Origin of the sequence: Nocardioides marinisabuli, assembly GCF_013466785.1 — a bacterium.
Classification (GTDB): domain Bacteria; phylum Actinomycetota; class Actinomycetes; order Propionibacteriales; family Nocardioidaceae; genus Nocardioides; species Nocardioides marinisabuli.
Window position 1 is genome coordinate 3,075,031 of the sequence record NZ_CP059163.1, and the last position, 22,544, is coordinate 3,097,574.

Annotated in this window: 22 protein-coding genes; 11 read left to right on the forward strand and 11 right to left on the reverse strand. The window is 71.7% G+C overall.

Annotated elements, in window-relative coordinates; translation table 11 throughout:
* The first annotated feature begins 39 nt into the window (after positions 1 to 39).
* The 3 genes from ctaD (at position 40) to H0S66_RS14750 (ending at position 3,471) form a co-directional block, all read left to right on the forward strand.
* Positions 40 to 1,746 carry an aa3-type cytochrome oxidase subunit I gene (gene ctaD / locus H0S66_RS14740; protein WP_179617434.1) on the forward strand — a complete coding sequence of 569 codons (1,707 nt, stop codon included), beginning with the start codon at positions 40 to 42 and terminating at the stop codon, positions 1,744 to 1,746.
* Entirely contained in the window at positions 1,746 to 2,162 is a 417-nt protein-coding gene (locus tag H0S66_RS14745; RefSeq protein WP_179616044.1) for a cytochrome c oxidase subunit 4, read from the forward strand. Before ctaD ends, H0S66_RS14745 begins: the two co-directional genes overlap by 1 nt.
* 91 nt (positions 2,163 to 2,253) lie before the next feature.
* Positions 2,254 to 3,471: a L,D-transpeptidase gene (locus H0S66_RS14750; RefSeq protein WP_179616045.1), complete on the forward strand. Its 1,218-nt coding sequence runs from the start codon at positions 2,254 to 2,256 to the stop codon at positions 3,469 to 3,471.
* A gap of 60 nt (positions 3,472 to 3,531) precedes the next feature.
* Here the strand turns inward: H0S66_RS14750 and qcrB are convergent, their stop codons facing one another.
* The 4 genes from qcrB to ctaE are packed head-to-tail and all read right to left on the reverse strand — an operon-like array spanning position 3,532 to position 7,881.
* Positions 3,532 to 5,280 carry a cytochrome bc1 complex cytochrome b subunit gene (gene qcrB, locus H0S66_RS14755; protein WP_179616046.1) on the reverse strand — a complete coding sequence of 583 codons (1,749 nt, stop codon included), beginning with the start codon at positions 5,278 to 5,280 and terminating at the stop codon, positions 3,532 to 3,534.
* Positions 5,277 to 6,398: a cytochrome bc1 complex Rieske iron-sulfur subunit gene (gene qcrA / locus H0S66_RS14760; protein WP_338037211.1), complete on the reverse strand. Its 1,122-nt coding sequence runs from the start codon at positions 6,396 to 6,398 to the stop codon at positions 5,277 to 5,279. Before qcrA ends, qcrB begins: the two co-directional genes overlap by 4 nt.
* Positions 6,395 to 7,264: a cytochrome bc1 complex diheme cytochrome c subunit gene (gene qcrC / locus H0S66_RS14765; RefSeq protein ID WP_179616047.1), complete on the reverse strand. Its 870-nt coding sequence runs from the start codon at positions 7,262 to 7,264 to the stop codon at positions 6,395 to 6,397. The genes qcrA and qcrC overlap by 4 nt, the downstream gene beginning before the upstream one ends.
* A 38-nt stretch (positions 7,265 to 7,302) precedes the next feature.
* A complete protein-coding gene (gene ctaE, locus H0S66_RS14770; RefSeq protein ID WP_218876337.1) occupies positions 7,303 to 7,881 on the reverse strand; it encodes an aa3-type cytochrome oxidase subunit III in 579 nt (192 codons plus the stop codon).
* Positions 7,882 to 8,015: 134 nt separating this feature from the next.
* Between ctaE and H0S66_RS14775 the strand changes: the two genes are divergently transcribed.
* Genes H0S66_RS14775 through trpD form a run of 3 tightly spaced genes read left to right on the forward strand, consistent with a single transcriptional unit; the run spans position 8,016 to position 10,448 of the window.
* The gene (locus tag H0S66_RS14775) at positions 8,016 to 8,990 is read left to right on the forward strand and encodes a cytochrome c oxidase assembly protein (protein WP_258016937.1); all 975 of its coding nucleotides are present in this window, start codon (positions 8,016 to 8,018) and stop codon (positions 8,988 to 8,990) included.
* A 10-nt stretch (positions 8,991 to 9,000) separates the two neighbouring features.
* Positions 9,001 to 9,423: an Rv3143 family two-component system response regulator gene (locus tag H0S66_RS14780; RefSeq protein WP_179616050.1), complete on the forward strand. Its 423-nt coding sequence runs from the start codon at positions 9,001 to 9,003 to the stop codon at positions 9,421 to 9,423.
* A gap of 2 nt (positions 9,424 to 9,425) precedes the next feature.
* Positions 9,426 to 10,448: an anthranilate phosphoribosyltransferase gene (gene trpD, locus H0S66_RS14785; RefSeq protein WP_179616051.1), complete on the forward strand. Its 1,023-nt coding sequence runs from the start codon at positions 9,426 to 9,428 to the stop codon at positions 10,446 to 10,448.
* A 213-nt stretch (positions 10,449 to 10,661) separates the two neighbouring features.
* On the opposite strand, the gene H0S66_RS14790 is transcribed toward trpD, so the two are convergent.
* The 3 genes from H0S66_RS14790 to H0S66_RS14800 are packed head-to-tail and all read right to left on the reverse strand — an operon-like array spanning position 10,662 to position 13,404.
* Complete coding sequence (locus H0S66_RS14790) at positions 10,662 to 11,297, reverse strand: hypothetical protein (protein ID WP_219633579.1); 636 nt, start codon at positions 11,295 to 11,297, stop codon at positions 10,662 to 10,664.
* Between the two features lie 8 nt (positions 11,298 to 11,305).
* Positions 11,306 to 11,584, reverse strand: coding sequence for an Lrp/AsnC family transcriptional regulator (locus tag H0S66_RS14795; RefSeq protein WP_179616052.1), 279 nt, complete (start codon positions 11,582 to 11,584; stop codon positions 11,306 to 11,308).
* A 5-nt stretch (positions 11,585 to 11,589) separates the two neighbouring features.
* Positions 11,590 to 13,404: a DEDD exonuclease domain-containing protein gene (locus H0S66_RS14800; protein WP_179616053.1), complete on the reverse strand. Its 1,815-nt coding sequence runs from the start codon at positions 13,402 to 13,404 to the stop codon at positions 11,590 to 11,592.
* A gap of 118 nt (positions 13,405 to 13,522) precedes the next feature.
* Between H0S66_RS14800 and H0S66_RS14805 the strand changes: the two genes are divergently transcribed.
* From H0S66_RS14805 to H0S66_RS14825, 5 genes are all read left to right on the forward strand, one after another.
* Positions 13,523 to 14,878, forward strand: a complete 1,356-nt coding sequence (locus tag H0S66_RS14805; RefSeq protein WP_179616054.1) for an NYN domain-containing protein — start codon at positions 13,523 to 13,525, stop codon at positions 14,876 to 14,878.
* Positions 14,879 to 14,974: 96 nt separating this feature from the next.
* Positions 14,975 to 15,181, forward strand: a complete 207-nt coding sequence (locus H0S66_RS14810; protein ID WP_179616055.1) for a hypothetical protein — start codon at positions 14,975 to 14,977, stop codon at positions 15,179 to 15,181.
* Positions 15,182 to 15,472: 291 nt separating this feature from the next.
* Positions 15,473 to 16,465 (forward strand): C40 family peptidase, encoded by a 993-nt coding sequence (locus tag H0S66_RS14815; RefSeq protein ID WP_258016938.1) that lies wholly within the window; start codon positions 15,473 to 15,475, stop codon positions 16,463 to 16,465.
* Positions 16,466 to 16,514: 49 nt separating this feature from the next.
* On the forward strand, positions 16,515 to 17,747 hold the full coding sequence (locus tag H0S66_RS14820) for a hypothetical protein (RefSeq protein ID WP_179616057.1): 1,233 nt from the start codon (positions 16,515 to 16,517) through the stop codon (positions 17,745 to 17,747).
* Positions 17,744 to 18,979: a M48 family metalloprotease gene (locus H0S66_RS14825; protein WP_179616058.1), complete on the forward strand. Its 1,236-nt coding sequence runs from the start codon at positions 17,744 to 17,746 to the stop codon at positions 18,977 to 18,979. Before H0S66_RS14820 ends, H0S66_RS14825 begins: the two co-directional genes overlap by 4 nt.
* A gap of 19 nt (positions 18,980 to 18,998) precedes the next feature.
* On the opposite strand, the gene H0S66_RS14830 is transcribed toward H0S66_RS14825, so the two are convergent.
* The 4 genes from H0S66_RS14830 to H0S66_RS14845 all read right to left on the reverse strand — a co-directional run bounded on the left by H0S66_RS14830 (position 18,999) and on the right by H0S66_RS14845 (position 22,543).
* On the reverse strand, positions 18,999 to 19,202 hold the full coding sequence (locus H0S66_RS14830) for a Flp family type IVb pilin (RefSeq protein ID WP_179616059.1): 204 nt from the start codon (positions 19,200 to 19,202) through the stop codon (positions 18,999 to 19,001).
* Between the two features lie 146 nt (positions 19,203 to 19,348).
* Entirely contained in the window at positions 19,349 to 20,002 is a 654-nt protein-coding gene (locus H0S66_RS14835) for a response regulator transcription factor (RefSeq protein WP_179616060.1), read from the reverse strand.
* Positions 19,999 to 21,237, reverse strand: a complete 1,239-nt coding sequence (locus H0S66_RS14840) for a sensor histidine kinase (RefSeq protein ID WP_179616061.1) — start codon at positions 21,235 to 21,237, stop codon at positions 19,999 to 20,001. Before H0S66_RS14840 ends, H0S66_RS14835 begins: the two co-directional genes overlap by 4 nt.
* 379 nt (positions 21,238 to 21,616) lie before the next feature.
* Positions 21,617 to 22,543, reverse strand: coding sequence for a type II secretion system F family protein (locus tag H0S66_RS14845; protein ID WP_179616062.1), 927 nt, complete (start codon positions 22,541 to 22,543; stop codon positions 21,617 to 21,619).
* Position 22,544: the final 1 nt, after the last annotated feature.

Consider the following 22,544-nt stretch of genomic DNA (forward strand, 5'->3'; position numbering starts at 1 on the left):
GCTTCGACGCCCGCCGCGGCCCGCAAGCCGCTGGGCCAGATGGTCGTCCGCATGCTGACGACCACCGATCACAAGCTGATCGGCAAGATGTACCTGGTCACCTCGTTCGCCTGGTTCCTCGTCGGCGGCGTGATGGCCCTGCTGATCCGTTCCGAGCTGGCCTACCCGGGCCAGCAGGTCGTCAACGAGGAGCTGTACAACCAGCTCTTCACGATGCACGGCACGATCATGCTGCTGCTCTTCGCGACCCCGCTGTTCTTCGGCTTCGCCAACGTGATCATGCCGATCCAGATCGGCTCGCCCGACGTGGCGTTCCCGCGGCTGAACATGTTCAGCTACTGGCTGTTCCTCTTCGGCGGCCTGATCGCCGCCTCCGGCTTCCTGACCCCGCAGGGCGCGGCCTCCTTCGGGTGGTTCGCCTACACCCCGCTCTCCGACGCCATCAACAGCCCCGGCGTCGGCGGCGACCTGTGGATCATGGGCCTGTGGATGGCCGGCCTGGGCTCGATCCTGGGTGCGGTCAACTTCATCACCACGATCATCTGCATGCGCGCGCCCGGCATGACCATGTTCCGGATGCCGCTGTTCGTGTGGAACACGCTGGTCACCAGCCTGCTCGTGCTCGTCGCCTTCCCGGTGCTGGCCGGCGCGCTGCTGTCCCTGGAGGCCGACCGCATCCTGGGCGCGCACGTCTTCGACACCGCCCACGGCGGCGCCATCCTGTGGCAGCACCTGTTCTGGTTCTTCGGCCACCCCGAGGTCTACATCATCGCGCTGCCGTTCTTCGGCATCGTGACCGAGATCTTCCCGGTCTTCAGCCGCAAGCCGCTCTTCGGCTACGTCGGCCTGGTCGGGGCGACGCTGGGCATCGCGATCCTCTCGGTCGCGGTGTGGGCGCACCACATGTTCGTCACCGGCGCGGTGGATCTGCCGTTCTTCTCGGGCATGACGTTCCTGATCGCGGTGCCGACCGGAGTGAAGTTCTTCAACTGGATCGGCACGATGTGGGGCGGCTCGCTGTCCTTCGACACCCCGATGCTGTGGTCGATCGGCTTCCTGACCACCTTCCTGTTCGGTGGCCTGACCGGCATCATCCTGGCCAGCCCGCCGCTGGACTTCCACGTCTCGGACTCCTACTTCGTGGTGGCCCACTTCCACTACGTGGTCTTCGGCACCGTGGTGTTCGCGATGTTCGCCGGCTTCTACTTCTGGTGGCCCAAGTTCACCGGGCGGATGCTCGACGAGCGGCTCGGCAAGCTGCACTTCTGGATCCTCTTCATCGGCTTCCACCTGACCTTCCTGGTCCAGCACTGGCTGGGTGTCGAGGGGATGCCGCGCCGCTACGCCGACTACCTGCCCGACGACGGGTTCACCCTGCTCAACCAGGTCTCCACGGTGGGTGCCTTCCTGCTGAGCCTGTCGATGCTGCCGTTCTTCTACAACGTGTGGGTCTCGCGCAACGCGCCGCTCGTCGAGGTCGACGACCCGTGGGGCTGGGGCCGTTCGCTGGAGTGGGCCACCTCGTGCCCGCCGCCGCGCCACAACTTCGTGACCATCCCGCGCATCCGCTCGGAGTCGCCGGCCTTCGACCTGCACCACCCGGAGATCGCCGCCATCGAGCTCGAGGAGAACGACGCGGCGCGCAACGGTGACTTCGCGGACGCCCCCGACATGGCCGGGCGCGAGCAGGTCGTCGGCGAGCGCACCGGCACCCGCACCAGCACCGACGAGGGGCAGGACAGCTGATGAAGGCCGAAGCGATGATCTTCGCGATCTGCACCGCGTTCCTGGTGCTGGTCACCCCGGCGTACTGGTTCATCACCAGCGCCGGCGACACCGGTGGCGACTGGACCGGCACATCCGCGCTGACGATGACCACGCTGCTGACCATGATGGTCACCTTCTACCTCGGCTTCCACGCCAAGAAGATGGAGCCGCGGCCCGAGGACCGCAAGGACGCCGAGATCGCCGACGGCGCCGGCGAGCTGGGCTTCTTCCCGCCCTACTCCTGGTGGCCGCTGTGGGCGGCGCTGACCCTGGGCACGATCGTGCTCGGGCTGGCGATGACCGCCTGGTGGCTCGCCATCATCGGTGGCGTCCTGGGCGCCGTGGCCACCTCCGGGCTGGTCTACGAGTACTACCGCGGGGAGCACGCTCACTGAGCGGGAGCCCCACCCGGCTCCACCACGACGACTCCGCCGCCTCTGGGCCGCGGAGTCGTCGCGCGTCAGGAGCCCCCTTTACCCTGGCTGCATGACACCAGCGCTCACCGGTGCCTCCCGTCACCGCCGTCGTCTCGCGTCCCTGGCCGCCCTGGCGCTCTCCCTGGGCGTGCTGAGCGCCTGCGAGAGCGGCCCTGGGACCTCCACCGAGCAGAGCGACGCCGTGGGCGGTGCCGGGGACTCCTCGGCCGCGCAGGCGCCCCGGGTGGTGGTGCGCAGCAACGTGCGCAAGGGAGCCCAGGACGTGCCCGTCGACACCCTGCTCGAGGTGGGCGCCGACCACGGTGACCTGCTGGGCGTCGAGGTCTCCTCGCCGCAGGGACGGCTGCCCGGCCGCCGGCGCGGCGACGGCACCTGGCGCGCCGCCGAGCGGCTCGAGCCGGGCACGGCGTACGTCGTGCGGGCACGGGTCAGCGGCCCGGACGGCCCCCAGGTGCGCGAACGTCGCTTCAGCACCGTCGAGCTGTCCCTGGCCCAGCAGACCTACGCCTCCGTCGCCCCGCTCGCCGGCGAGACCGTCGGGGTCGGGATGCCGGTCGTCGTGCAGTTCGACGTGCCGGTCACCGACCGCGCCGCCATGGAGCGCGAGATGCACGTCGAGGCCACCCCGGCCCAGGTCGGGAGCTGGCACTGGCTCAGCGACACCGAGGTGCACTACCGGCCCCGGGACTACTGGGAGGCCGGCAGCGAGGTCGTCGTCGACCTCGACGTCAACGGTGTCGCCGCCGGGGGCGGGGTCTACGGCCAGGAGAGCCGCGAGGTGGCCTTCACGGTGGGGGAGTCCCACGTCTACCGGGTCGACGCCCGGGCCCACACCATGCAGGTGCTCTCCGGTGGCGAGCTGCTGCGCACCATCCCGATCACCACCGGCAAGGCCGGCTTCACCACCCGCTCGGGCACCAAGGTGGTGATGGAGAAGTACGAGTCGAAGCGGATGGACTCCGAGACCGTCGGCATCGGCGGCGACGAGGCCTACGACATCGCCGACGTGCAGTGGGCGATGCGGCTGACGAGCTCGGGGGAGTTCATCCACGCAGCCCCCTGGTCGGTCGGCAGCCAGGGCAGCGCCAACGTCTCGCACGGGTGCACCGGCATGAGCACCGAGCAGGCCGCCTGGCTCTACGCCATGACGCGCCGCGGCGACGTGGTCGAGTACACCGGCACCGACCGGCCGATGACCCTCGACAACGGCTTCGGCGACTGGAACGCGACCTGGCGCGAGTACCGGGCCGGCTCCGCGCTCGGCTGAGACGCAGAAGGCCCCCACCCGATCGCTCGGGTGGGGGCCTTCGTCGTGGAGCTGAGGTGCTCAGTGGCTCCCGCGCAGCGTCTCGCCCTCGACGGCGTGGTGGCCGTCGAACTGGTGGCCGTCGGCGGAGTGGCCCTCCATCGGCGCCTGCAGCTCGTGCTCGTGCTCGGCGTGGTGGTGCGCCTCCTCGAGCTCGGCCGCGGTGGGCTTCTGGACGTTGTCGGCGTACCAGAGCTTGTTGAGCCTGGCCCGCAGACCGCTGAGGCGACCGCCGGGGGTGCGGACCCCGTTCTCGTCGGTCTCCGCCTCCGGCGTCCACATCTCGTCGCGGTCGCGAGCAGTGAGGGTGTACGCCGACGACGGCGCGATCGGCAGGTGCCGCTCGCTGTAGCCGCCCTCGGGGGAGCGCATGATCACGCCGGTCTCGTAGCCGTGGAGCAGCTTCTCCTGGTCGTGACGCTGCAGGGAGATGCACCAGCGGCGAGCGATCATGAAGGCGATGACCGGGCCCACGAAGACCGCCACCCGCATGAAGTAGGTGATCTGGTTGATGCTCAGGTTGAGCTTGATCGCGATGATGTCGTTGCCGCCCGCGGCCCACATCAGGCCGTAGAAGGTCATCAGGGCCACCATCAGCGCGGTGCGCGTCGGCGCGTTGCGCGGACGCTCCAGCAGGTGGTGGTCGCGCTTGTCGCCGGTGATCCAGGACTCGATGAACGGCAGCAGCAGCAGGATCGTGAACATCAGGCCGGGCAGCACGATGATCGGCAGGAAGACGTTCCAGGCCATCGTGTAGCCGAACAGGTGGGTCTCCCAGCCGGGCATGATGCGCAGCGCGCCGTCGGGCCAGCCCATGTACCAGTCGGGCTGCGAGCCGGCCGTGACCTTGGTCGGGTCGTAGGGGCCGAGCTTCCAGACCGGGTTGATGTTGAGCAGTGCACCCATCACCGCGGTGACGCCGAAGACGATGAAGAAGAAGCCACCGGCCTTGGCGGCGTACACGGGGAGCATCGGGAAGCCGACGACGTTCTCCTCGGTGCGGCCGGGACCAGGCCACTGCGTGTGCTTGTGGTAGACGAGCAGCAGCATGTGGGCCGCGATCAGCGCCAGGAGCAGGCCCGGCAGCAGCAGCACGTGGATGGTGTAGAGGCGCGGGATGATCGAGTCACCCGGGAACTCGCCACCGAAGAGGAAGAACGACATGTAGCTGCCGACCACCGGGACCGACTTCATGAAGCCGTCGGCGGCACGGATGCCGGTGCCCGAGAGCAGGTCGTCGGGCAGCGAGTAGCCGGTGAAGCCCTCGAGCGTGCCGAGCAGCAGCAGCAGCGAGCCGATGACCCAGTTGAGCTCACGGGGCTTGCGGAACGCGCCGGTGAAGTAGACGCGCAGCAGGTGGATCATCATCGAGGCGATGAAGATGTTGGCCGCCCAGTGGTGCATCTGGCGCATCAGCAGGCCGCCGCGGACGTCGAAGCTGATGTTGAGCGTGGAGGCCATCGCCTCCGACATGTGCAGCCCGCGCAGCTGGTCGTAGGAGCCCATGTAGGTCACCTCGGCCATGCTCGGCCGGTACCAGAACGTGAGGAACACGCCGGTCAGCAGCAGCACGACGAAGCTCCACAGAGCGATCTCGCCGAGCATGAAGGACCAGTGGTCGGGGAAGACCTTGCGCAGGTTCTTCTTCATGGCCGTGCCCAGGCCCAGGCGCTCGTCGGCCCAGTTGGCCACGACGCCGGCCTTGCCCGGCTTCTTGGCCGTCGCGGCCGAGCTGTTGCTCGTCGCGGTCTTGCTGGTGTCGATGCTCACAGCTCCGCCTCACCCTGGTCGCCGATGTCCTTGTGGTCACGCGTCCAGTAGCTGGGCCCCACCGGCTCGGTGAAGTCGCTCTGGGCCACCAGGAAGCCCTCGGCGTCGACGGCCAGCGGCAGCTGGGGCAGGTGCCGGGCAGCCGGGCCGAAGACGACGCGACCGGAGTCGGCGAGGTCGAAGGTCGACTGGTGGCACGGGCACAGCAGGTGGTGCGTGGTGCGCTCGTAGAGCGAGATCGGGCACCCGACGTGGGTGCAGATCTTGGAGTAGCAGACGATGCCGTCGACCGACCAGTTGTCGCGTCCCTCGCCGGGGATGACGTCGTCGGGGTCCATGCGGACCACGACCACCGCGGCCTTCGACTTCGCGACGTGCAGCTCGACACCCTCGATCTCGGGGTAGCCGTTCTCCTCGGTCGGGAAGATCGCCTCCGGCTCGGCGTTGACCAGGTCACCGACCTCGAGGTCGGAGGCCCGGATCGGGGTGCCGATGACGTCGCGCACGACGCGCATGTCGGGCTTCCAGATCGTGTTCTCCAGACCCGCGTTCGGGCCCGCGGCAGCGGCCTGGCTCGGGGTCGGGCCGAGGTCGCGGAAGAGCACGACGGCCGGGGCCAGCAGCAGGGTCACCGAGCCCAGCAGCGAGTTGCGGATCAGCGGCCGGCGGGTGATGCCGGACTCCGCGACACCCGCGTCGAGCGCGGCCAGCGTCGCGGTGCGGTCCTCGTCGGAGGAGCGGGCGGGGTGGCGCATCTCGACCATCTCGTGGTCGGCCATCAGCTTGCGGGCCCACTGGATGATGCCCACGCCGATGAGCAGCAGCGCCATGCCCAGGGTCAGGCCCAGGGCGAGGTTCGAGGCGCCGTACCCGCCGAAGGTCTGCCAGTTGTCGCCCACGTCGAGGGTGAAGTAGGCGACCAGGAACAGGATGGCGAAGACGGAGGAGAGGCCGAACATCGCGGCGACCTGGCGCTCGGCGCGCTGGGCGGCCTTGTCGTCGATGTCGGTGGGACGCCAGGTGTGCTCGGGCAGGCCCGGGTTGGCGATCGGCTCCTCGGTGGTGGCCGGGAGGTTCTGGTGGGACGCGCCGTGCGTGTCGTGCTGGATGTCGCTCACGGCGCCACCTTCTTCTTCGTCGAACGGGTCGTGTGAGCAGCGATCCAGATGGCGAAGGCGACCAGGCCGCCCATGCCGACCACCCAGGCGAACAGCCCGTCGGTCACCGGGCCGAGACCGCCCATGCCGAAGCCGCCGTAGGAGGGCTGCTCCTCGAGGGACTTCAGGTACGCGATGACGTCGCGCTTCTCCTCGGGGGAGATGTTGCCGTTGCTGAAGCTCGGCATGTTCTGGGGACCGGTGAGCAGGGCCTCGTAGATGTACTTCTCCTCGACACCGTGCAGCGTGGGGGCGTAGCCGCCGCGGGGCATGGCGCCGCCGGCACCCTCGAAGTTGTGGCAGGCGGTGCAGTTGGTGAGGAAGATCTGGCCACCGCGCACGACGGCGGCCTCCTTCGCGTCGTCGTCGAGACCCTCGATGGAGTAGTCCGACTCGTCGGGGATCGCGGGGCCGGGGCCCAGCGAGGCGACGTACGCCGCCAGCTGGGCGGTCTCCTCGTCGGAGTACGTGGCGGGCTTGCGGGGCGCCTGGGCGCCCGGCTGTGCCATCGGCATCCGGCCGGTGCCGACCTGGAAGTCGACGGCGGCGGCGCCGACCCCGACCAGCGAGGGGCCGAGGACGTTGCCGTTGATGGTGCTGACGCCCTCGCCGTTGAGGCCGTGGCAGCTCGAGCAGCCCACGAGGAACAGCTCGCGGCCCTTCTCGACCTCGATGGCCAGGGTGTCGGAGTCCTGCGCCTGGGCCGGGGCCAGGGCGGTGTAGAGACCGCCGGCGGTCACGAGACCGACCAGCAGCAGGACGAGGCCGGCCAACGGCCCGCGACGGTGTCGGGAGAGGCGACCGGCGGAGCGGTTCACGAAGCGCACTGGGGATCCTTGGGTTCGGGGTGCAGCGTCTCGGGGCGTTACTTCACAAGATAGATCGTGGCGAAAAGACCGATCCAGACGACGTCGACGAAGTGCCAGTAGTACGAGACGACGATGGCGCTGACTGCCTGCTCGTGGGTGAACTTGCGAGCCAGGTAGGTGCGGCCCAGCACGAGGAGGAAGGCGATGAGACCGCCGACCACGTGGATGCCGTGGAAGCCGGTGGTCAGGTAGAACATCGTGCCGTAGGCGGAGTCCTGGATGGTCACGCCCTCCTGGATCAAGGTGGCGTACTCGACGGCCTGGCCGGCCACGAAGATCGCACCCATGACGTAGGTCAGGATGAACCACTCGCGCAGGCCCCACAGCTTGAACTGCAGCAGCGACCCGGTGCGCCCGGCCTGACCGCGCTCGGCGGCGAAGACGCCGAGCTGGCAGGTCAGCGAGGACAGCACCAGGATCGTGGTGTTGGTCAACGCGAAGGGCACGTCGAGGAGCTGGGTGTTCTGCTCCCACAGGTCGGGACTGACCGAGCGGATCGTGAAGTACGACGCGAAGAGCGCCGCGAAGAACATCAGCTCGCTCGAAAGCCAGATGATGGTCCCGACACTGACCATGCTGGGTCGGTCGTGGTGCCCGTGCAGACGGGATGCTGGGAGGGTTGCCGCTGTCGCCACACGAGCATTATGGCCTGCGATCTCGCAGAGGCCACCACGACCCCCGGTTAGTGCCGGGTCATAAAGTTCACAGTGTGCAGATTCCCGCGTTCCCCGCCGATCTGGCCGCTCCCGTGGTGGTCGCGCTGACGGCCGACCCGGACCTCCCGGCCTTCTCCCTGGGCCAGGTCCTGGGCCAGTGGTCGCTCTCCCCGGTGCCCACGGTCGCGACGGTCTGGGTGGTCGGCCTCTACCTCTACGGGATCTCGAGGCTGCGCGCCCGCGGCGACCGCTGGCCCGTGGGGCGCACGGTGGCGTTCGTCGGCGTGGGCATGGGTTCCTTCTACTTCGCGACCGCCTCGGGGCTGGCGGCGTACGACACGACGCTGCTGAGCGTGCACATGGTCCAGCACATGATCCTGTCGATGCTGGTGCCGCTCGCGCTGGCGCTGGGCGCCCCCGTGACCCTGGCGCTGCGCACGCTGCCGCAGCGCCCGCGCGGTTGGCTGCTGGCGCTGCTGCACTCGCGGCTGGCCAAGGTGCTGTCCTTCGCCCCCCTGGCCTTCGTGCTCTACATCGTCTCGCCGTGGGCGCTCTACTTCACAGACTGGTACCGCGCCTCGCTGGAGTCGGTCTTCGTGCACGAGATGATGCACGTGCACCTGGTGGCGGTGGGCGCGCTGTTCTTCTGGCCGTTGATGGGCATCGACCCGCTGCCGGGCCGCCTGGGCTACCCGTTCCGGATGCTGCTGACGGTGCTGACGCTGCCCTTCCACGCCTTCCTCGGCGTCACGATCATGGGCCAGTCGACCCTGCTGGGCGGCGACTACTACCCACGCCTGGGCGAGGGGCCGATGGGCTCGTGGCTGCCCGACCCCTTCGACGACCAGCACCTGGCCGGCGGCATCCTGTGGGGCTCGGGCGACCTGATCGCCCTCAGCTTCTTCGGGGTGCTCTTCGTGCAGTGGGTGCGCTCGTCGATGGCCGAGGCCAGGCGCGAGGACCGGCGCCTGGACCGGTTGGAGGCCCGGGAGCGGGCCGCGGCGTCCGCCGGCAGCGGCGACGGGTAGCATCGCGGCCGTGAGCGACACCACTGCCTCCCGCGCGCCGTTGAAGGTGCTCGTCTACAGCGACGACGTCAACACCCGCAAGCAGGTCATCCTGGCGCTGGGCCGACGCCCGCACCCGGACCTGCCGGAGCTGGAGTACGTCGAGGTCGCGACCGAGCCGGTCGTCATCCAGAACATGGACGCCGGCCACATCGACCTGGCGATCCTCGACGGCGAGGCCGTGCCCGCCGGCGGGATGGGCATCGCCAAGCAGCTCAAGGACGAGATCCACCGCTGCCCCCCGGTCCTGGTGCTGACCGGCCGCCCCCAGGACGCCTGGTTGGCCACCTGGTCGCGCGCCGAGGCCGCGGTGCCGCACCCGCTCGACCCGATCCAGCTCGCCGAGACGGTCGTGGCGCTGCTGCGCGCCCGCGTGCCGGCGACCAGCGCCTGAGCGTGGCCAGCTGGCCCGAGGTGCTCGGCGCCCTGGTCGCCGGGGAGGACCTCTCCGCCGAGCAGACCGGCTGGGCGATGGGCGAGATCCTCGCCGGGCAGGCCACCGACGCCCAGGTCGCCGGCTTCGCCGTCGCGCTGCGCGCCAAGGGCGAGAGCATCGAGGAGGTCCTCGGGCTGGTCGAGGCGATGTACGCCGTCGCCACACCGCTGAGCGTGCCCGGGCGCAACCTCGACGTGGTCGGCACCGGCGGTGACCGGTCGATGTCGGTCAACATCTCCACGATGGCGGCGATCGTGGCCGCCGGCGCCGGGGCCCGCGTCGTCAAGCACGGCAACCGCTCGGCCTCCTCGACCTCCGGCACGGCCGACGTGCTCGAGGTGCTCGGCGTGCGCCTCGACCTGCCGCCCGCGCGGGTGGCCGAGGTCGCCCAGGAGGCCGGCATCACCTTCTGCTTCGCCTCCGCCTTCCACCCGGCGCTGCGCCACGCCGCGGTGCCGCGCCGCGAGCTGGGCATCGGCACCACCTTCAACCTGCTCGGCCCGCTCGCCAACCCCTCGCGCCCCGCGGCCCAGGCCATCGGCTGCGCCTACGCAGGCAAGCCGCCCCTGATGGCCGGCGTCTTCGCCCGCCGCGGCGTCGACGCGTGGGTCTTCCGCGGCGACGACGGGCTCGACGAGCTGACCACGACCACCACCTCCTCGCTGTGGGTCGTCCACGACGGCGAGGTCCGCGAGGCCACCGTCGACCCGGCCGCGCTCGGCCTGGCCCCGGCGACCACCGACGACCTGCGCGGCGGCGACGCGGCCCACAACGCCGACGTCGTACGACGGGTGCTGGCGGGGGAGCGCGGACCCGTGCGCGAGGCGGTGCTGCTCAACGCCGGCGCCGCCCTGGCCGTGCACGACGAGCCGGCCGCCGACCCGCTGACGGCCCTGGCCGCCGGCATCCGGCGCGCCGCCGAGTCGGTCGACTCCGGCGCCGCCGCCTCGACCCTGCAGCGCTGGGTCGAGGTCTCGCGCTGACCCGGCGCAAATCTCACACCGACCCGGCGCAAACCTCACACTGACCCGGCGCAGATCTCGCGCTGACCCGGCGCGGATCTCGCGCTGACCCGGCTTAGATGTCCCACTCACCGCCCGGCGCACCTGGGTGCGTACGACGGGGTCGGATCGGGTCGGCTCACTGCGAGATGTGCGACGCCTCAGCGCGACATTTGCGACGTCTCGGCGTGGTGGTCAGCTGGGCGCGAGGTCGAGCACGTAGGCCTCGCCGTCGCGGCGGAAGCCCAGGTGGTCGTAGTAGGCGCCGACCATGCGGGGGGCGGTGACGACGCGGGTGAAGCCGAGCTCGCGCAGCGCGTCGCTGCGGCGCCACACGAACTCGCCGGGGGTGAAGTCGCGGAAGCGCGGGGTGACGTAGTCGAGGCGCACGTGGGCCACGTCGCCCTCCCGGCGCACCACCACGACACCGACGGTCTCGTCGCCGCGCTGCACCAGGAACGCGTGGTCGTCGACCGGGTCGGGGCGGCCGTCGAAGTCGGGCTGGAAGCGGGCGATGTCGGCGCGGTGGGTGCGCAGCACGTGGTGGAGGTAGACGTCGTCGGCGCCGACCTCGAGCACCTCGAAGACGTGGTCGTCGTGGCGCTGGCCCACCAGCTTGAGGAGGAACCAGACGTTGATCGCGCTGGTGACCGCGTTGAGCCCGACCATCGGCCAGACCTCGATCAGCGCGTTGAACAGCAGCAGGGCCAGGCCGGCCGCCAGGTTGAGCACCCGGAAGCGCAGCACCCGCTGCTGCATCAACGAGAAGACCAGCAGCGCGCTGCCGCCCCACCCGAGGACGTCGAGCCAGTGCTCGGCCAGGAGGTCCACGACCGACCTCAGTCGAGACCGAGGGAGAAGGCGCTCTCGAGGTCGTGGCGGGAGTAGGCCCGGAAGGCGATGTGGGTCTCGGTCGAGGTCACGCCGGGCACCTTGTTGAGCGTGTCGGCGACGACCGAGGCGACCTCGTCGTGGTCGCGGACCCGGACCAGGGCGATGAGGTCGATCTGGCCGGTGACGGAGTAGACCTCCGAGACGCCGTCGAGGGCGGCGATCTGCTCGGCCACCTCGGGGATGCGGGCGACGTCGGCCTTGACGAAGACGATGGCGGTGATCACGGCAGTCACGGTAGCGCCTCGACGCGGGGGCGTCGCGAGGTGGCGAGCGGACGGCGCTCGGCGGCGGGCGTCAGCTCGCGCCGCGACTGCGCCACCGCGTCGTGCACGGCGAGGTGGCGGGTCGCGCCGGCCACCGGGCAGGCCCACTCGCCGGTCACCTCGACCAGCCGGACGTGGTCGGACTCCAGCCAGCGCAGGATCTTCTCGGTCTCCTCGGCGCTGGCCGCCGGCACCGGACCCGGCGCGGGCCGCACCGTCTCGGCCGCGGCGCGCAGCTGGGCGACGTAGGCGTGGGCGTCGTGCCCGGACGGGATCACGCCCGCGGCGGCCAGCCGGCCGTGGCGCACCACGTGGACCGCCCAGCGACCGTCGTCCTCGCGGCGTGCGGCCACCACCTCGGGGCAGCCGGTCAGCGCGCCGAGCCGCTGGGTGCGGGCGGCCGCGCGCACGAAGGAGGCGAGCCGGTCGCGGTGGGCGCCGGCCTCCTCGAAGCGCTCCTCGGCGGCCAGCAGGCCCATGCGGTGGTTGATCGTCTCGACCACGTCGTCGGGGCGGCGCAGCAGCGCGTCGCGCAGCTGGCGCACCAGGGCGGCGTACGACGCCTCGTCGACGCTGCCGTCGCAGGGCGCGAGGCACTTGCCCATCTCGGCCAGCACGCAGGCGCTGCGCGACGGGCGCCGCGCCAGCCGGTCGGTGCACTGGCGCACCGGGAAGGTCTCGTGGAGCGCCGAGAGGCAGCTCTCGGCGGCGCGCTTGGAGGAGAAGGGGCCCAGGTAGTCGGCGTCGTCCTCGAGCACCCGCGTCACCAGCGAGAGCCGTGGCCACGGCTCGCGGGTCAGCTTGATGAAGTGCATCTTCTCGGGGAAGCGCGAGCGGCGGTTGTAGCGCGGCTTGTGCTCGGCGATCAGCCGCAGCTCGCGCACCTGCGCCTCGAGCGGGGTGGCGCACTCGACGTGGTCGACGCGGTCGGCCAGGCGCACCATCTCGCCCATCCGCGAGCGGGTCTCGGAGGCGGTGAAGTAGGAGCGCACGCGGGTGCGCAGGTCGCGCGAGGTGCCGACGTAGAGCACCCGCTCGTGGTCGTCGCGGAAGAGGTAGACGCCGGGGGCGTGCGGCAGCTGCTCGGCCAGGTGGCGCTTCTTGCGCTGGGCGGCACTGACCCGCGCCGAGAACGTCTGCAGCTCCTCGAGGGTCTGCACACCGACGCTGCCCAGTCGCCCGAAGAGCCCGTGGAGCACGTCGACGGTCGCGCGCGCGTCAGCCAGGGCGCGGTGGTTGGGCGTGGTCTCGGCCCCGAAGAGCCGCGCCAGCGAGGACAGCTTGCAGTTGGGGGCGTCGTCGCGGGTGATGACGCGGCGCGCGATCTTGGCGGTGTCGACGACCTCGAAGCGCGGCCAGGGCCGCTGCTGCTCGGCGGCGAAGTGCTGCAGGAAGCCGACGTCGAAGGGGGCGTTGTGGGCCACCAGGACGCAGCCGGCCGCGAACTCCAGGAAGGCCGGCAGGGCTGACTCGATGCCGGGGGAGTCGGCGACCATCGAGTTGGTGATGCCGGTGAGCACCGAGATGAACGGTGGGATCGTGGTGTGCGGGTTGACCAGGGTCTGGAACTCCCCGAGCACCTCCCCGCCGCGCACCTTGACCGCCCCGATCTCGGTGATCATCGAACCCTGGGCCGCCGACCCGCCGGTCGTCTCGAGATCGACCACGCAGAAGGTGAGGTCGCGCAGCGGCCGGCCGAGCTCGTCGAAGCTCAGCTGGGCCTCGCGCTGGACCGCCCCCGGAGGGGTGCTGGTGACGGTCTGCGCGCTGGCCCTGCTCATGGGAGTGACGCTAGGTGGCGGCACCGACAGCGTGCGGTAGGCGCGCGCCCATAGGGTGGAGCCGGGAGCGACCGGCGGACGTGAGGACCGGTCCCCAACCAGCGAGCGAGGAGGCGGCGTGGGCGAGCACGAGCGCGCCGTCGGCCCGGCTGCCGGGGACGGCGACCACGTCGACCACGATGAGGGCGGCGAGGCGGACGTCGCGCTGGACGCCCTCCCGGTCGCGGTGCGCACCCGGGTCGTGGGCATCGTCGCCGCGGTGCTGCCCGAGGTGAGCGGCCTGCCGCCGGCCCTGCGCCGGGTGGCGGGCTTCGCGCCGGCGCGCCGCGCCCGGCTGGGCGGTACGGCGATCGCGGCCGCGCTGGCCGACCCCGACCTGCGAGAGCGCGCCGCCCACCAGGTCGCGACCCAGCGCGCCGCCGAGGTGCAGGCGCTGCGCGAGGGCGGCTCGGGTGACGCGCTCGAGGACGCGGCGCTCGGCTGGCTGCTGCGCCCCCGCGGCTGGACCCGGCGCCTCGACGACGCCGTCAGCACCGTGGCCGCCCGCGAGGAGAGCGCCGAGCGGGCGCGCGAGACCCGGTTGGGCGAGCGCGCCGAGCAGGCCGAGCAGGCGCTGCGCGAGGCGCGGGCGTCGTACCGCGCCCAGGTGGAGGAGCAGAAGTCGGAGATCGCCTCGCTGCGCCGCCGGCTGGGCGAGACCCGCGCCGCCGAGCGCACCGCCCGCGAGGAGCTGGAGCGCGCGCAGGGCGAGGTCGAGCAGGCCCGCGCCCGCGAGCAGGCGGCGCTGACCGCCCAGGACAAGGAGCTGCGCCGGCTCCGGGCCCGCGTCGAGGAGCTGGAGGCCCAGGCGCAGTCGCAGCGGCGCGCCGGGCGCACCGAGCGCGAGGACGCCAGCGCGCGGGCGCGGGTGCTGCTCGAGACGGTCATCGACGCGGCGTCCGGGCTGCGCCGCGAGCTGGGCCTGCCGACCGGGTCGACCTCGCCGGGGGAGTCGGTCGAGCAGCAGGTCGAGGACGACGCGGCGCGCGACGACGCCTCGGGCCGCACCTCCAGCCCCCCGATCACCGCGTCGGTGCTCGAGCAGCACCTCTCGCTGCCGCACGCGCGGCTGGTCGTCGACGGCTACAACGTCAGCAAGGCGGTCTGGTCGTCCTCGTCGTTGGAGACCCAGCGCACCCGGCTGCTGGCGCTCCTGGCGCCGCTGGCGGCGCGCACGCGCGCGGAGACCACCGTCGTCTTCGACGCCGCCGAGGTCGACCTGCGCCCGGCTGTGTCGGCGCCGCGGGGCGTCAAGGTGCTCTTCAGCCCGTACGGCGTCATCGCCGACCGCGTCATCGAGGACCTGGTCGCCGCCGAGCCCGAGGGGCGCGTGGTCCTCGTGGTCACCGACGACCAGGAGCTGCGCGCCCGGACCCGCGGCCGGGGTGTGCGGCACGTGGGCTCGCGGGTGCTGCTGGACCTGCTGGCGCGCTGAGCGGGCGGCCGACCGGCGGCCCGACCGGCGGCGCGACACGCCGCGGCGAGCCCGTCCGGGGGCCGGTTGTCGGTGGGCCCTGCCAACGTCACGCCCATGACGACGAGAATCGACTGCGACACCTGTGTGGTGCGAGGCCTGTCCTGCCACGACTGCGTGGTCACCGTGCTGCTGGGGCCGCCGCCCGAGCTGACCATCGACGACGACGAGAGGCGGGCGCTCGACGCGCTGGCCGCCGGCGGCCTGGTGCCGCCGCTGCGGCTGGTGGAGCCGGTCACCGGCCCCGAGGCCGAGTCGGCCTGACTGGTCCAGGGGCTCGCCGGCCGTGTCCTGTGGGGTCCCTGTGACGTGAGTGGCTCCTGAGGCGCGCAGATACACAATTTGTGGTTCGACGCGCGCCGCATGATTGGCCTCGGCGCCGTGCAGCGATTACCGTCCATGGCTGGTGTCCGTGGGAGTGGATCGTCCTGGTCCGCGCGGACACCGCGTCGAGTCCGGGGTGCCCGCACCCCGGAGCCGGGGAACCATCGGTCGTGGGGTCGCACCCTCCTGCTCACCCGGCAGACGTCGATAGCTGAGGGAGACCGCCCACTCGTGCTTCACGGTCACAAGCGCCTGACCACGGCCTTCGCCGGTGCCCTGCTCGTCGGAGCGGTGGCCTTCGTCCCCGCCAGCCCGGCCCTGGCCGAGCCCGACATCGACGACGTGCAGGCACGCGTCGACCGGCTCTACCACGAGGCCGAGCAGGCCTCGGAGCGCCACAACGACGCCCGCATCGAGCTCGAGGAGCTCCAGCGCGAGCTCGACGCCGTGCGCGCCGACCAGGAGCGCCAGGACGAGCAGATGAGCGCGGTCCGCGAGCAGGTGCGCGACTCGATCGTGCGCACCTACCAGGGCCAGAACCTCTCGGCCGTCGGCCGGGTCGTCGTCGCCGACGACCCCAGCGCCTTCCTGGCCCAGATGTCGACCCTGAGCGCCTACGACGGCCTGCAGGACCAGCTCTTCGACACCTACTCCACCGAGGTCAAGGCCCTCGACATCCGTCGTCAGGCGACCGCGGCCCAGGCCGCCGAGCTCGCCGACGTCGAGGCCGAGCTCGCCGAGGAGAAGGCGACCATCGACGAGAAGGTCGACGAGGCCGAGGCGCTGCTCTCGCGCCTGGAGACCGAGGCCCGCGAGGCGGTCGTCTCGCGCGACGCCTCGCGCACCGAGACCGCGCCGGTCTCCGTGCCCGCCTCGGGCCGCGCCGCGGCCGCGGTGCAGTACGCGCTGGCCCAGGTCGGCAAGAGCTACGTCTACGGCGCCGCCGGCCCCAGCTCCTTCGACTGCTCGGGCCTGACGATGATGGCCTGGCGCCAGGCCGGCGTCTCGCTGCCGCACTCCTCGAGCGCCCAGTACGGCGGCGGCACCAAGGTCTCGACCTCGGCGCTGCAGCCCGGCGACCTGGTCTACTACTACAGCCCGATCAGCCACGTCGGCATCTACATCGGCAACGGCCAGATCGTGCACGCCGCCAACCCCAGCACCGGTGTCCAGATCACCGGCGTCCGCTCGATGCCCCTCGTCGGGGCCACCCGACCCGGCTGATCCGCTGGCCAGCACCGCACGCCGAGAGGCCGGTCGCCCACGATGGTGGGTGGTCGGCCTCTCGCTGTCCCTGCTGCTGGTCGTGGTCGGGCTCGCCTGGCGCGCCCTCGACGACCCGTACGTCGCCACGCCCGGCGGCAGCGCGGCCCCGACCGCGCGCCCCGGCCAGGCGGCGCTGGCGCTCGCCGACCTCGAGGCCGCGATCGAGCGCGGTGACGCCGCCGCCGCCGCCGCGCTCGCCCCGAGCGGCGACGCCGACGCAGCGGACCGGCTGCGCGCCGTGGTCGAGAACGCCGAGGACCTGGGCCTCGAGGGCGTCACGCTGCGCTACGTCGACCAGGACGGCGGCACCGACCCGACCGGCGCCTGGCAGGCCGTCGTCGACGTGACCTGGCAGATCGCCGGCTTCGACCCCGCGCCGGCGCGCAGCGAGGTGCTCTTCGCGCTGCGCAACGTCACCGAGCCGACCGGCGACAGGGTCGCCGTCACCGCGGCCGGGGCCGCCGGGGGCCGCGCCCCGCTGTGGCTGAGCGACGACCTGCGGGTGCGGCGTACGGACTCACGGGTGGTGGCCGTGGCCGGCAGCCAGCGCGACCTGGCCCGCTACGACCGCCTGGCCCGCCTAGCGCTGCCGGTGGTCCGCGAGGTGCTGCCCGAGGTCGAGCGCCGGCTGGTGGTCGAGGTCCCGCGCACCGCCGCCGGCCTCGACGCCGCGCTCGACGCCGACGAGGGCACCTACGCCGACATCGCGGCGGTGACGACCAGCCCCGACGGCGAGGTCCGGGAGGCAGGGCCGCTGCACGTGCTGGTCAACCCGTCGGAGATGGGCCGGCTCAAACAGGTCGGGGCCCAGGTGGTGATGAGCCACGAGGCGGCGCACGCGCTGAGCGACGCACCGATGAGCCGGGCCCCGCTGTGGCTGGTGGAGGGGTTCGCCGACTACGTGGCCCTGCGCGACGTCGACCTGCCCGACACCGAGGTGGCCGCACAGCTCGCCGATCAGGTGCAGGAGAACGGGCTGCCCGACGACCTGCCCGGCCCCGCCGAGCTCGGCGTGGGGGCGCCGTACCTCGGGGCGTCGTACGAGGCCGCCTGGCTGGCCACCCGCGAGCTGGCCCGCGCGGGCGGCGAGGACGCGCTCGTCGAGCTCTACCGGTCGGTCGGGGCCGGCGACGACCTCGATGCGGCACTGCGCGACGTCGTCGGCCTCAGCCGTGACGAGCTGGTCGCGCGCTGGCGTGACGCGATGCGCTCGCTCGCCGAGCAGGCGGACGCGGCGTGACCGAGCAGGAGCGGGCCGGCGAGCACCGGCAGGGCGCGCACACGCGGACGGCGTGGCTGGTGCTGCTGGTCGCGGGGTCCCTCTTCGCGCTGCTGGCCTGGTGGCTGGTGCCCTGGGACCCGGTGCCGGGCGGCCGCCCCGACCCGGTCGACCCGGAGGACTACTTCACCGCCGCCCACATCGCGCGTGCCGAGTCCTTCTCCGACTGGGTGCGCACCTGGAGCCTCTCGTCGCTCGGCCTGTCGCTGTTGGTGGCGGCGGTCGCGGGGTTCACCTCGCTCGGCCGGCGGCTGGTGGCGCGGCTGCCTGGACCCTGGTGGGCGCAGGTGGTGCTCGTCGTGGCGCTGCTCGAGGTGGCCGGTCGGGTGCTCACCCTGCCCTTCGCGGTGCTGGTGCGTCGGCGCGTCCTGGAGGAGGGGCTGTCCACCCAGTCGTGGTGGGGCTTCGCCCGCGACCTCGCGGTCCGCGAGGGGCTGACCGTGGTCGTGACCTCGCTGGGGCTGCTGGCGCTGATGGTCTGCGCGCGGCGCTTCCCGCGGCGCTGGCCCGCGGTGGCCGGGGGAGTGCTCGGCGTGCTCGTGCTCCTCGGCTCGTTCGTCTACCCGCTGCTCGTCGAACCGCTCTTCAACGACTTCGAACCGCTTGAGAACGGGTCGCTGCGCAGCAGCGTGCTGGCACTGGCCGAGACCGAGGGGGTCGAGGTCGACGAGGTGCTCGTCGCCGACGCGTCACGGCGTACGACGACCCTCAACGCCTACGTCTCCGGCTTCGGCCAGACCCGCCGGGTGGTGCTCTACGACACGCTGGTGCGCGACCTGCCCGAGGACCAGGCACTGTCGGTGGTCGCACACGAGCTGGTGCACGCCAAGCACGACGACGTGCTCGTCGGCTCGGTGCTGGGCGCGGTGGGCGTGGCGGCCGCGGTGGGCCTGGCCGGGGTGCTGCTGCGCCGGCGAGACGTCCGGCAGGCGGGCACCTTGCCGCTCGTGCTGGCGATGCTGGCGATCGGGACGGTGCTCGCCGCGCCGATCCAGAACGGCATCAGCCGGACCGTGGAGACCCGAGCAGACGTTGAAGCCCTCCGGGCCACGGGGGACCCGGAGGGCTTCGTCGAGCTGCAGCGTCAGTTGGCGGTGCGGTCGTTGAGCGATCCCAATCCATCAACTATCTACGCTGTGTGGTTCTACAGCCATCCGCCCTTACACGACCGCTTAACGAGCGCCACGAACTGAGCGGTTGTGGAAGGGATTATCAGCCGGCGGTGCCGCCGATGCCGTCGATCTGGTCGCTGGTGTCGGTGAAGGCGTCATTGATCTGCCCGCCGAGCGTGATGACGATAGCGACGATGACCGCCGCGATACCCGCGACAAGAAGGCCGTACTCGACGGCGGAGGCGCCGCGCTCGTCCATCTTGGCCTTCTGGCCGGCAATCATGGTCATAAGAAACTGAATCATGCTGATCTCCCTCGAATCAGTCGGTCCCGGACAGGGGGTGGGACCTGATGCCTCAAGGATGCCGAGGAAGGACCTGTCGCGGATCGGGAGAAGGTGCGCGGTCGGCGTAGTCCATTCGGACTACGCCGCGTCGCGCCAGGCCAGCGCTACCTCGGGTTGCGCTGAACCGAGGACAGCAGTCCGACCCGCATGGCAGTCACCAGGGCCTGGGCCCGGTTGGCGGCACCGAGCTTCTGGTAGATCTTGGCGATGTGCGACTTGGCGGTCGACTCGCTCATGTAGAGCTTGTCGCCGATGGCCGCTGCACCCAGCCCGTCGGCGAGCAGCACCAGCACCTCGTGCTCGCGGTCGGTCAGTCGCGACGACTCCGCGGCCCCGCGGCGCATCATCGCGCCGACGAGACCCGAGCAGATGAAAGAGCGAGGTGACACCTTGGCGTGGCGGGCGGCCTTGACCACCTCGTCGGAGGGGGCGTCCTTGCCGACGAACCCGGAGGCGCCGGCCTCCATGGCAGCGAAGATCTGGTCGTCGCCGGAGTGCATGGTCAGCACCACCAGCCCGACCTCGGGGTGGTCGCGACGCAGGGCGCGCACGATGTCGAGGCCGGTGCCGTCCTGGAGCTGGAGGTCGGTGACCACAACCTCGGGGCGGTGCTCGGCGAAGAGGGCGAGGGCCTCGGTGACGGAGCCGGCCGTGCCGACGACCGTCATGTCGGCGTGCATCTCGAAGACGCCGCCGAGGCCGTCGCGGATCAGCTGGTGGTCGTCGACCAGCATCACCCTCGTCTGCGACTCGCTCATGTCGTCACCTGGACCTCTCGGGGGGACTCGCTCTCGTGCCCGGGGGTGGGGGCCCGGTGACCGGACGGTACCGCGACCGCCACCCGCAGCCCGCCGCCGGGCGGCTCCTCGATGTCGAGCTGGGCGCCGATCAGGGCGGCCCGCTCGCGCATGATGCCCAGGCCGTAGGAGTCGGCGCGCGCGTCGAGCGGCAGCCCGATGTCGCCGAGGCCGCGTCCGTTGTCGGTCACAGCGATGCTGGCGGCAGGAGCGTCGACGTGGCAGTGCACCCGGATCAGCGTGCACTGGGCGTGCTTGACGGCGTTGTTGAGCGCCTCCTGGGTGATCCGGAAGAGCTCGGCCTCGACCTCGCCGCGCAGCCGCTGGGACTTCTCGTCGAGAGTGACCTCGATGACCACGCCGGAGAGCTGGCTGAGGTTGCGGGCCAGCGAGCCGATGGCGGCGCCGAGGCTCTCGCTCTCGCCGACGGTGGTGCGCAGGGTGATGACCGAGCGGCGCACCTCGGCGACGACCTCGGTGACCCGCTCGCGCAGCATCGCGAAGCGGTCGGCCTGCTCGGGCGAGGTGGCGCCGGCGGCCAGCGCGTCGACCAGGTAGCCGAGCGAGGCGATCTCCTGCGCCACGCCGTCGTGCATCTCGCGGGAGAGCCGACGGCGCTCGTCGGCGGTCGCGGCGTCGCGGAAGGCGGTGAAGAGCAGCGCGGTCTCGAGGTGCACGGTGCTGACCTCGAGCTGACGGGTCAGCCGACGCACCGTGCGTGGCAGGTCGAGCGCGCCCGGGTCGAGCCGGTCGGAGAAGACGCCGGCGACGATACCGGGCTGGGGCGACTCAGGCCGCAGCGGGAACGCGAAGCTCTGGCCGTCGGTCTCGAGCCTGCCCGAGCGCTGCGCCAGCCGCGCCAGCAACGCGGTGTGGGCCGAGCCTGAGTCGTCGAGCGTACGGCTCAGCAACGGCGTCAGCTCGTCGTCGCCGACGTAGAGCACCAGGTCGGCGGTCGGCAGCTCGTCTCGGACCGCGCTGAGGATGGCGCCGCCTAGGCTGCGTGGTTCCAATCCCGAGCTGAGCCCCTCGGAGAGCTGGTTGAGCTCGTGCAGCAGCTCGCTGGCGTGTCGGTAGGGCAACAGCGGGTCTGGCTCGCTGAGGGCGGAGCGCAGGAAGGAGGCAACCATCCCCAGTCCCAACCCCATGGTCAGCCAGGTGAACGCGGCGAGCAATTCGTCCTGATCGAGCGTCACCTGCGTCAAACCCAGCACCAGCCCCGCAGCAGCGACGACGATGCCGAGTGCCGTCAGCACCCCCCGGGCGCCGCAGCGCAGCCCGGCAACGAAAGGAGGCGCCGCCAGTGCGCCAAGGATGGCAGGCGAGTCGCCAAGCGCGAGCAGACAGGTAATGGTCACCGCCGTCGCCTCGACCACGGTCAGAACGATTGGGTGCCTCTGTGATCGGCGCTCGATCAGGAAGAGTGCGATCCAGAGCGCCCCCAGCACGCTGAGGCCTACCAACCCTTCGCGGTCGCGCCCCCAGAGCAGCGGTCCGCCGATGGCCAGCAGCACGAAGGCGCGGGCGGCGGCGTTGATGCGTAGGGCCTGACGATGGGCTAGGAGCACGGTGGGATCATCCCAGACCGCCGTCCATGATGCTTATCGCGGCAGGGCCCATCACCGCCACGAACAGGCACGGCAGGATGAAGAAGATCAGCGGCACGGTGATCTTCACCGGCACCTGCTGGGCCTTCTCCTCCGCGCGCTGTCGCCGCTTGACCCGCATCTCGCCGCCCTGCACCCGCAGCACCTGAGCCACCGGGATGCCGAACGAGTCGGCCTGCACCATCGCGCTGACGAAGGACTTGAGGTCGGCGACGTCGGTGCGATCGGCCATCGCGCGCAGCGCGGCGGAGCGCCCCTGCCCGATCTGCATCTCGCGCAGCACCCGGGCGAACTCGTCGGCTACCGGCCCCTGAGTGTTACGGGCCACCTGCTGCACCGCGGCGTCGAATCCAAGACCCGACTCGACACTGATGGTCATCAGGTCGATCGCGTCGGGCAGGTCCTTGGTGATGCGCTGGGTGCGGTCGTAGGCCTGCTGGTAGAGGTACAGCCCGGGCGCGAGGAAGCCCAGCGCCAGCCCTGCCGCCACCGCTGCCACCAGCGCGGGCGTGGACAGGCCGAGCAGCAGCCCCAGCACGAGTCCGGCAGCCAGACCAGCGACGGCGCCGATGACCTTGCCGGAGACGACCCGGTCGACGTCCCATCCGGCGGGGTTGCCGGCCAGGTCGAGCTTGCGGCGGATCCGGTCGGCCGAGTCGCCCCCCGACAGCCGGCGACCCACACCCAGGGCCCTGGCCTGCAGCGGCTCGAGCACCCGCTCGGAGAACGGGCGGTCGACCTCGGTGGTCAGCTCCTTGGGGGCGTCGGTCATCGCCTGCAGGACCGCCAAGGAACGACCGACCCCGCTCGCCTCGGCGTCGGTGGTCGTGGCAGCGGCTAGCAGCACCAGCGCCGAGACGATGAGGACGACGCCCAGGAGCAGCAGCATCACCATC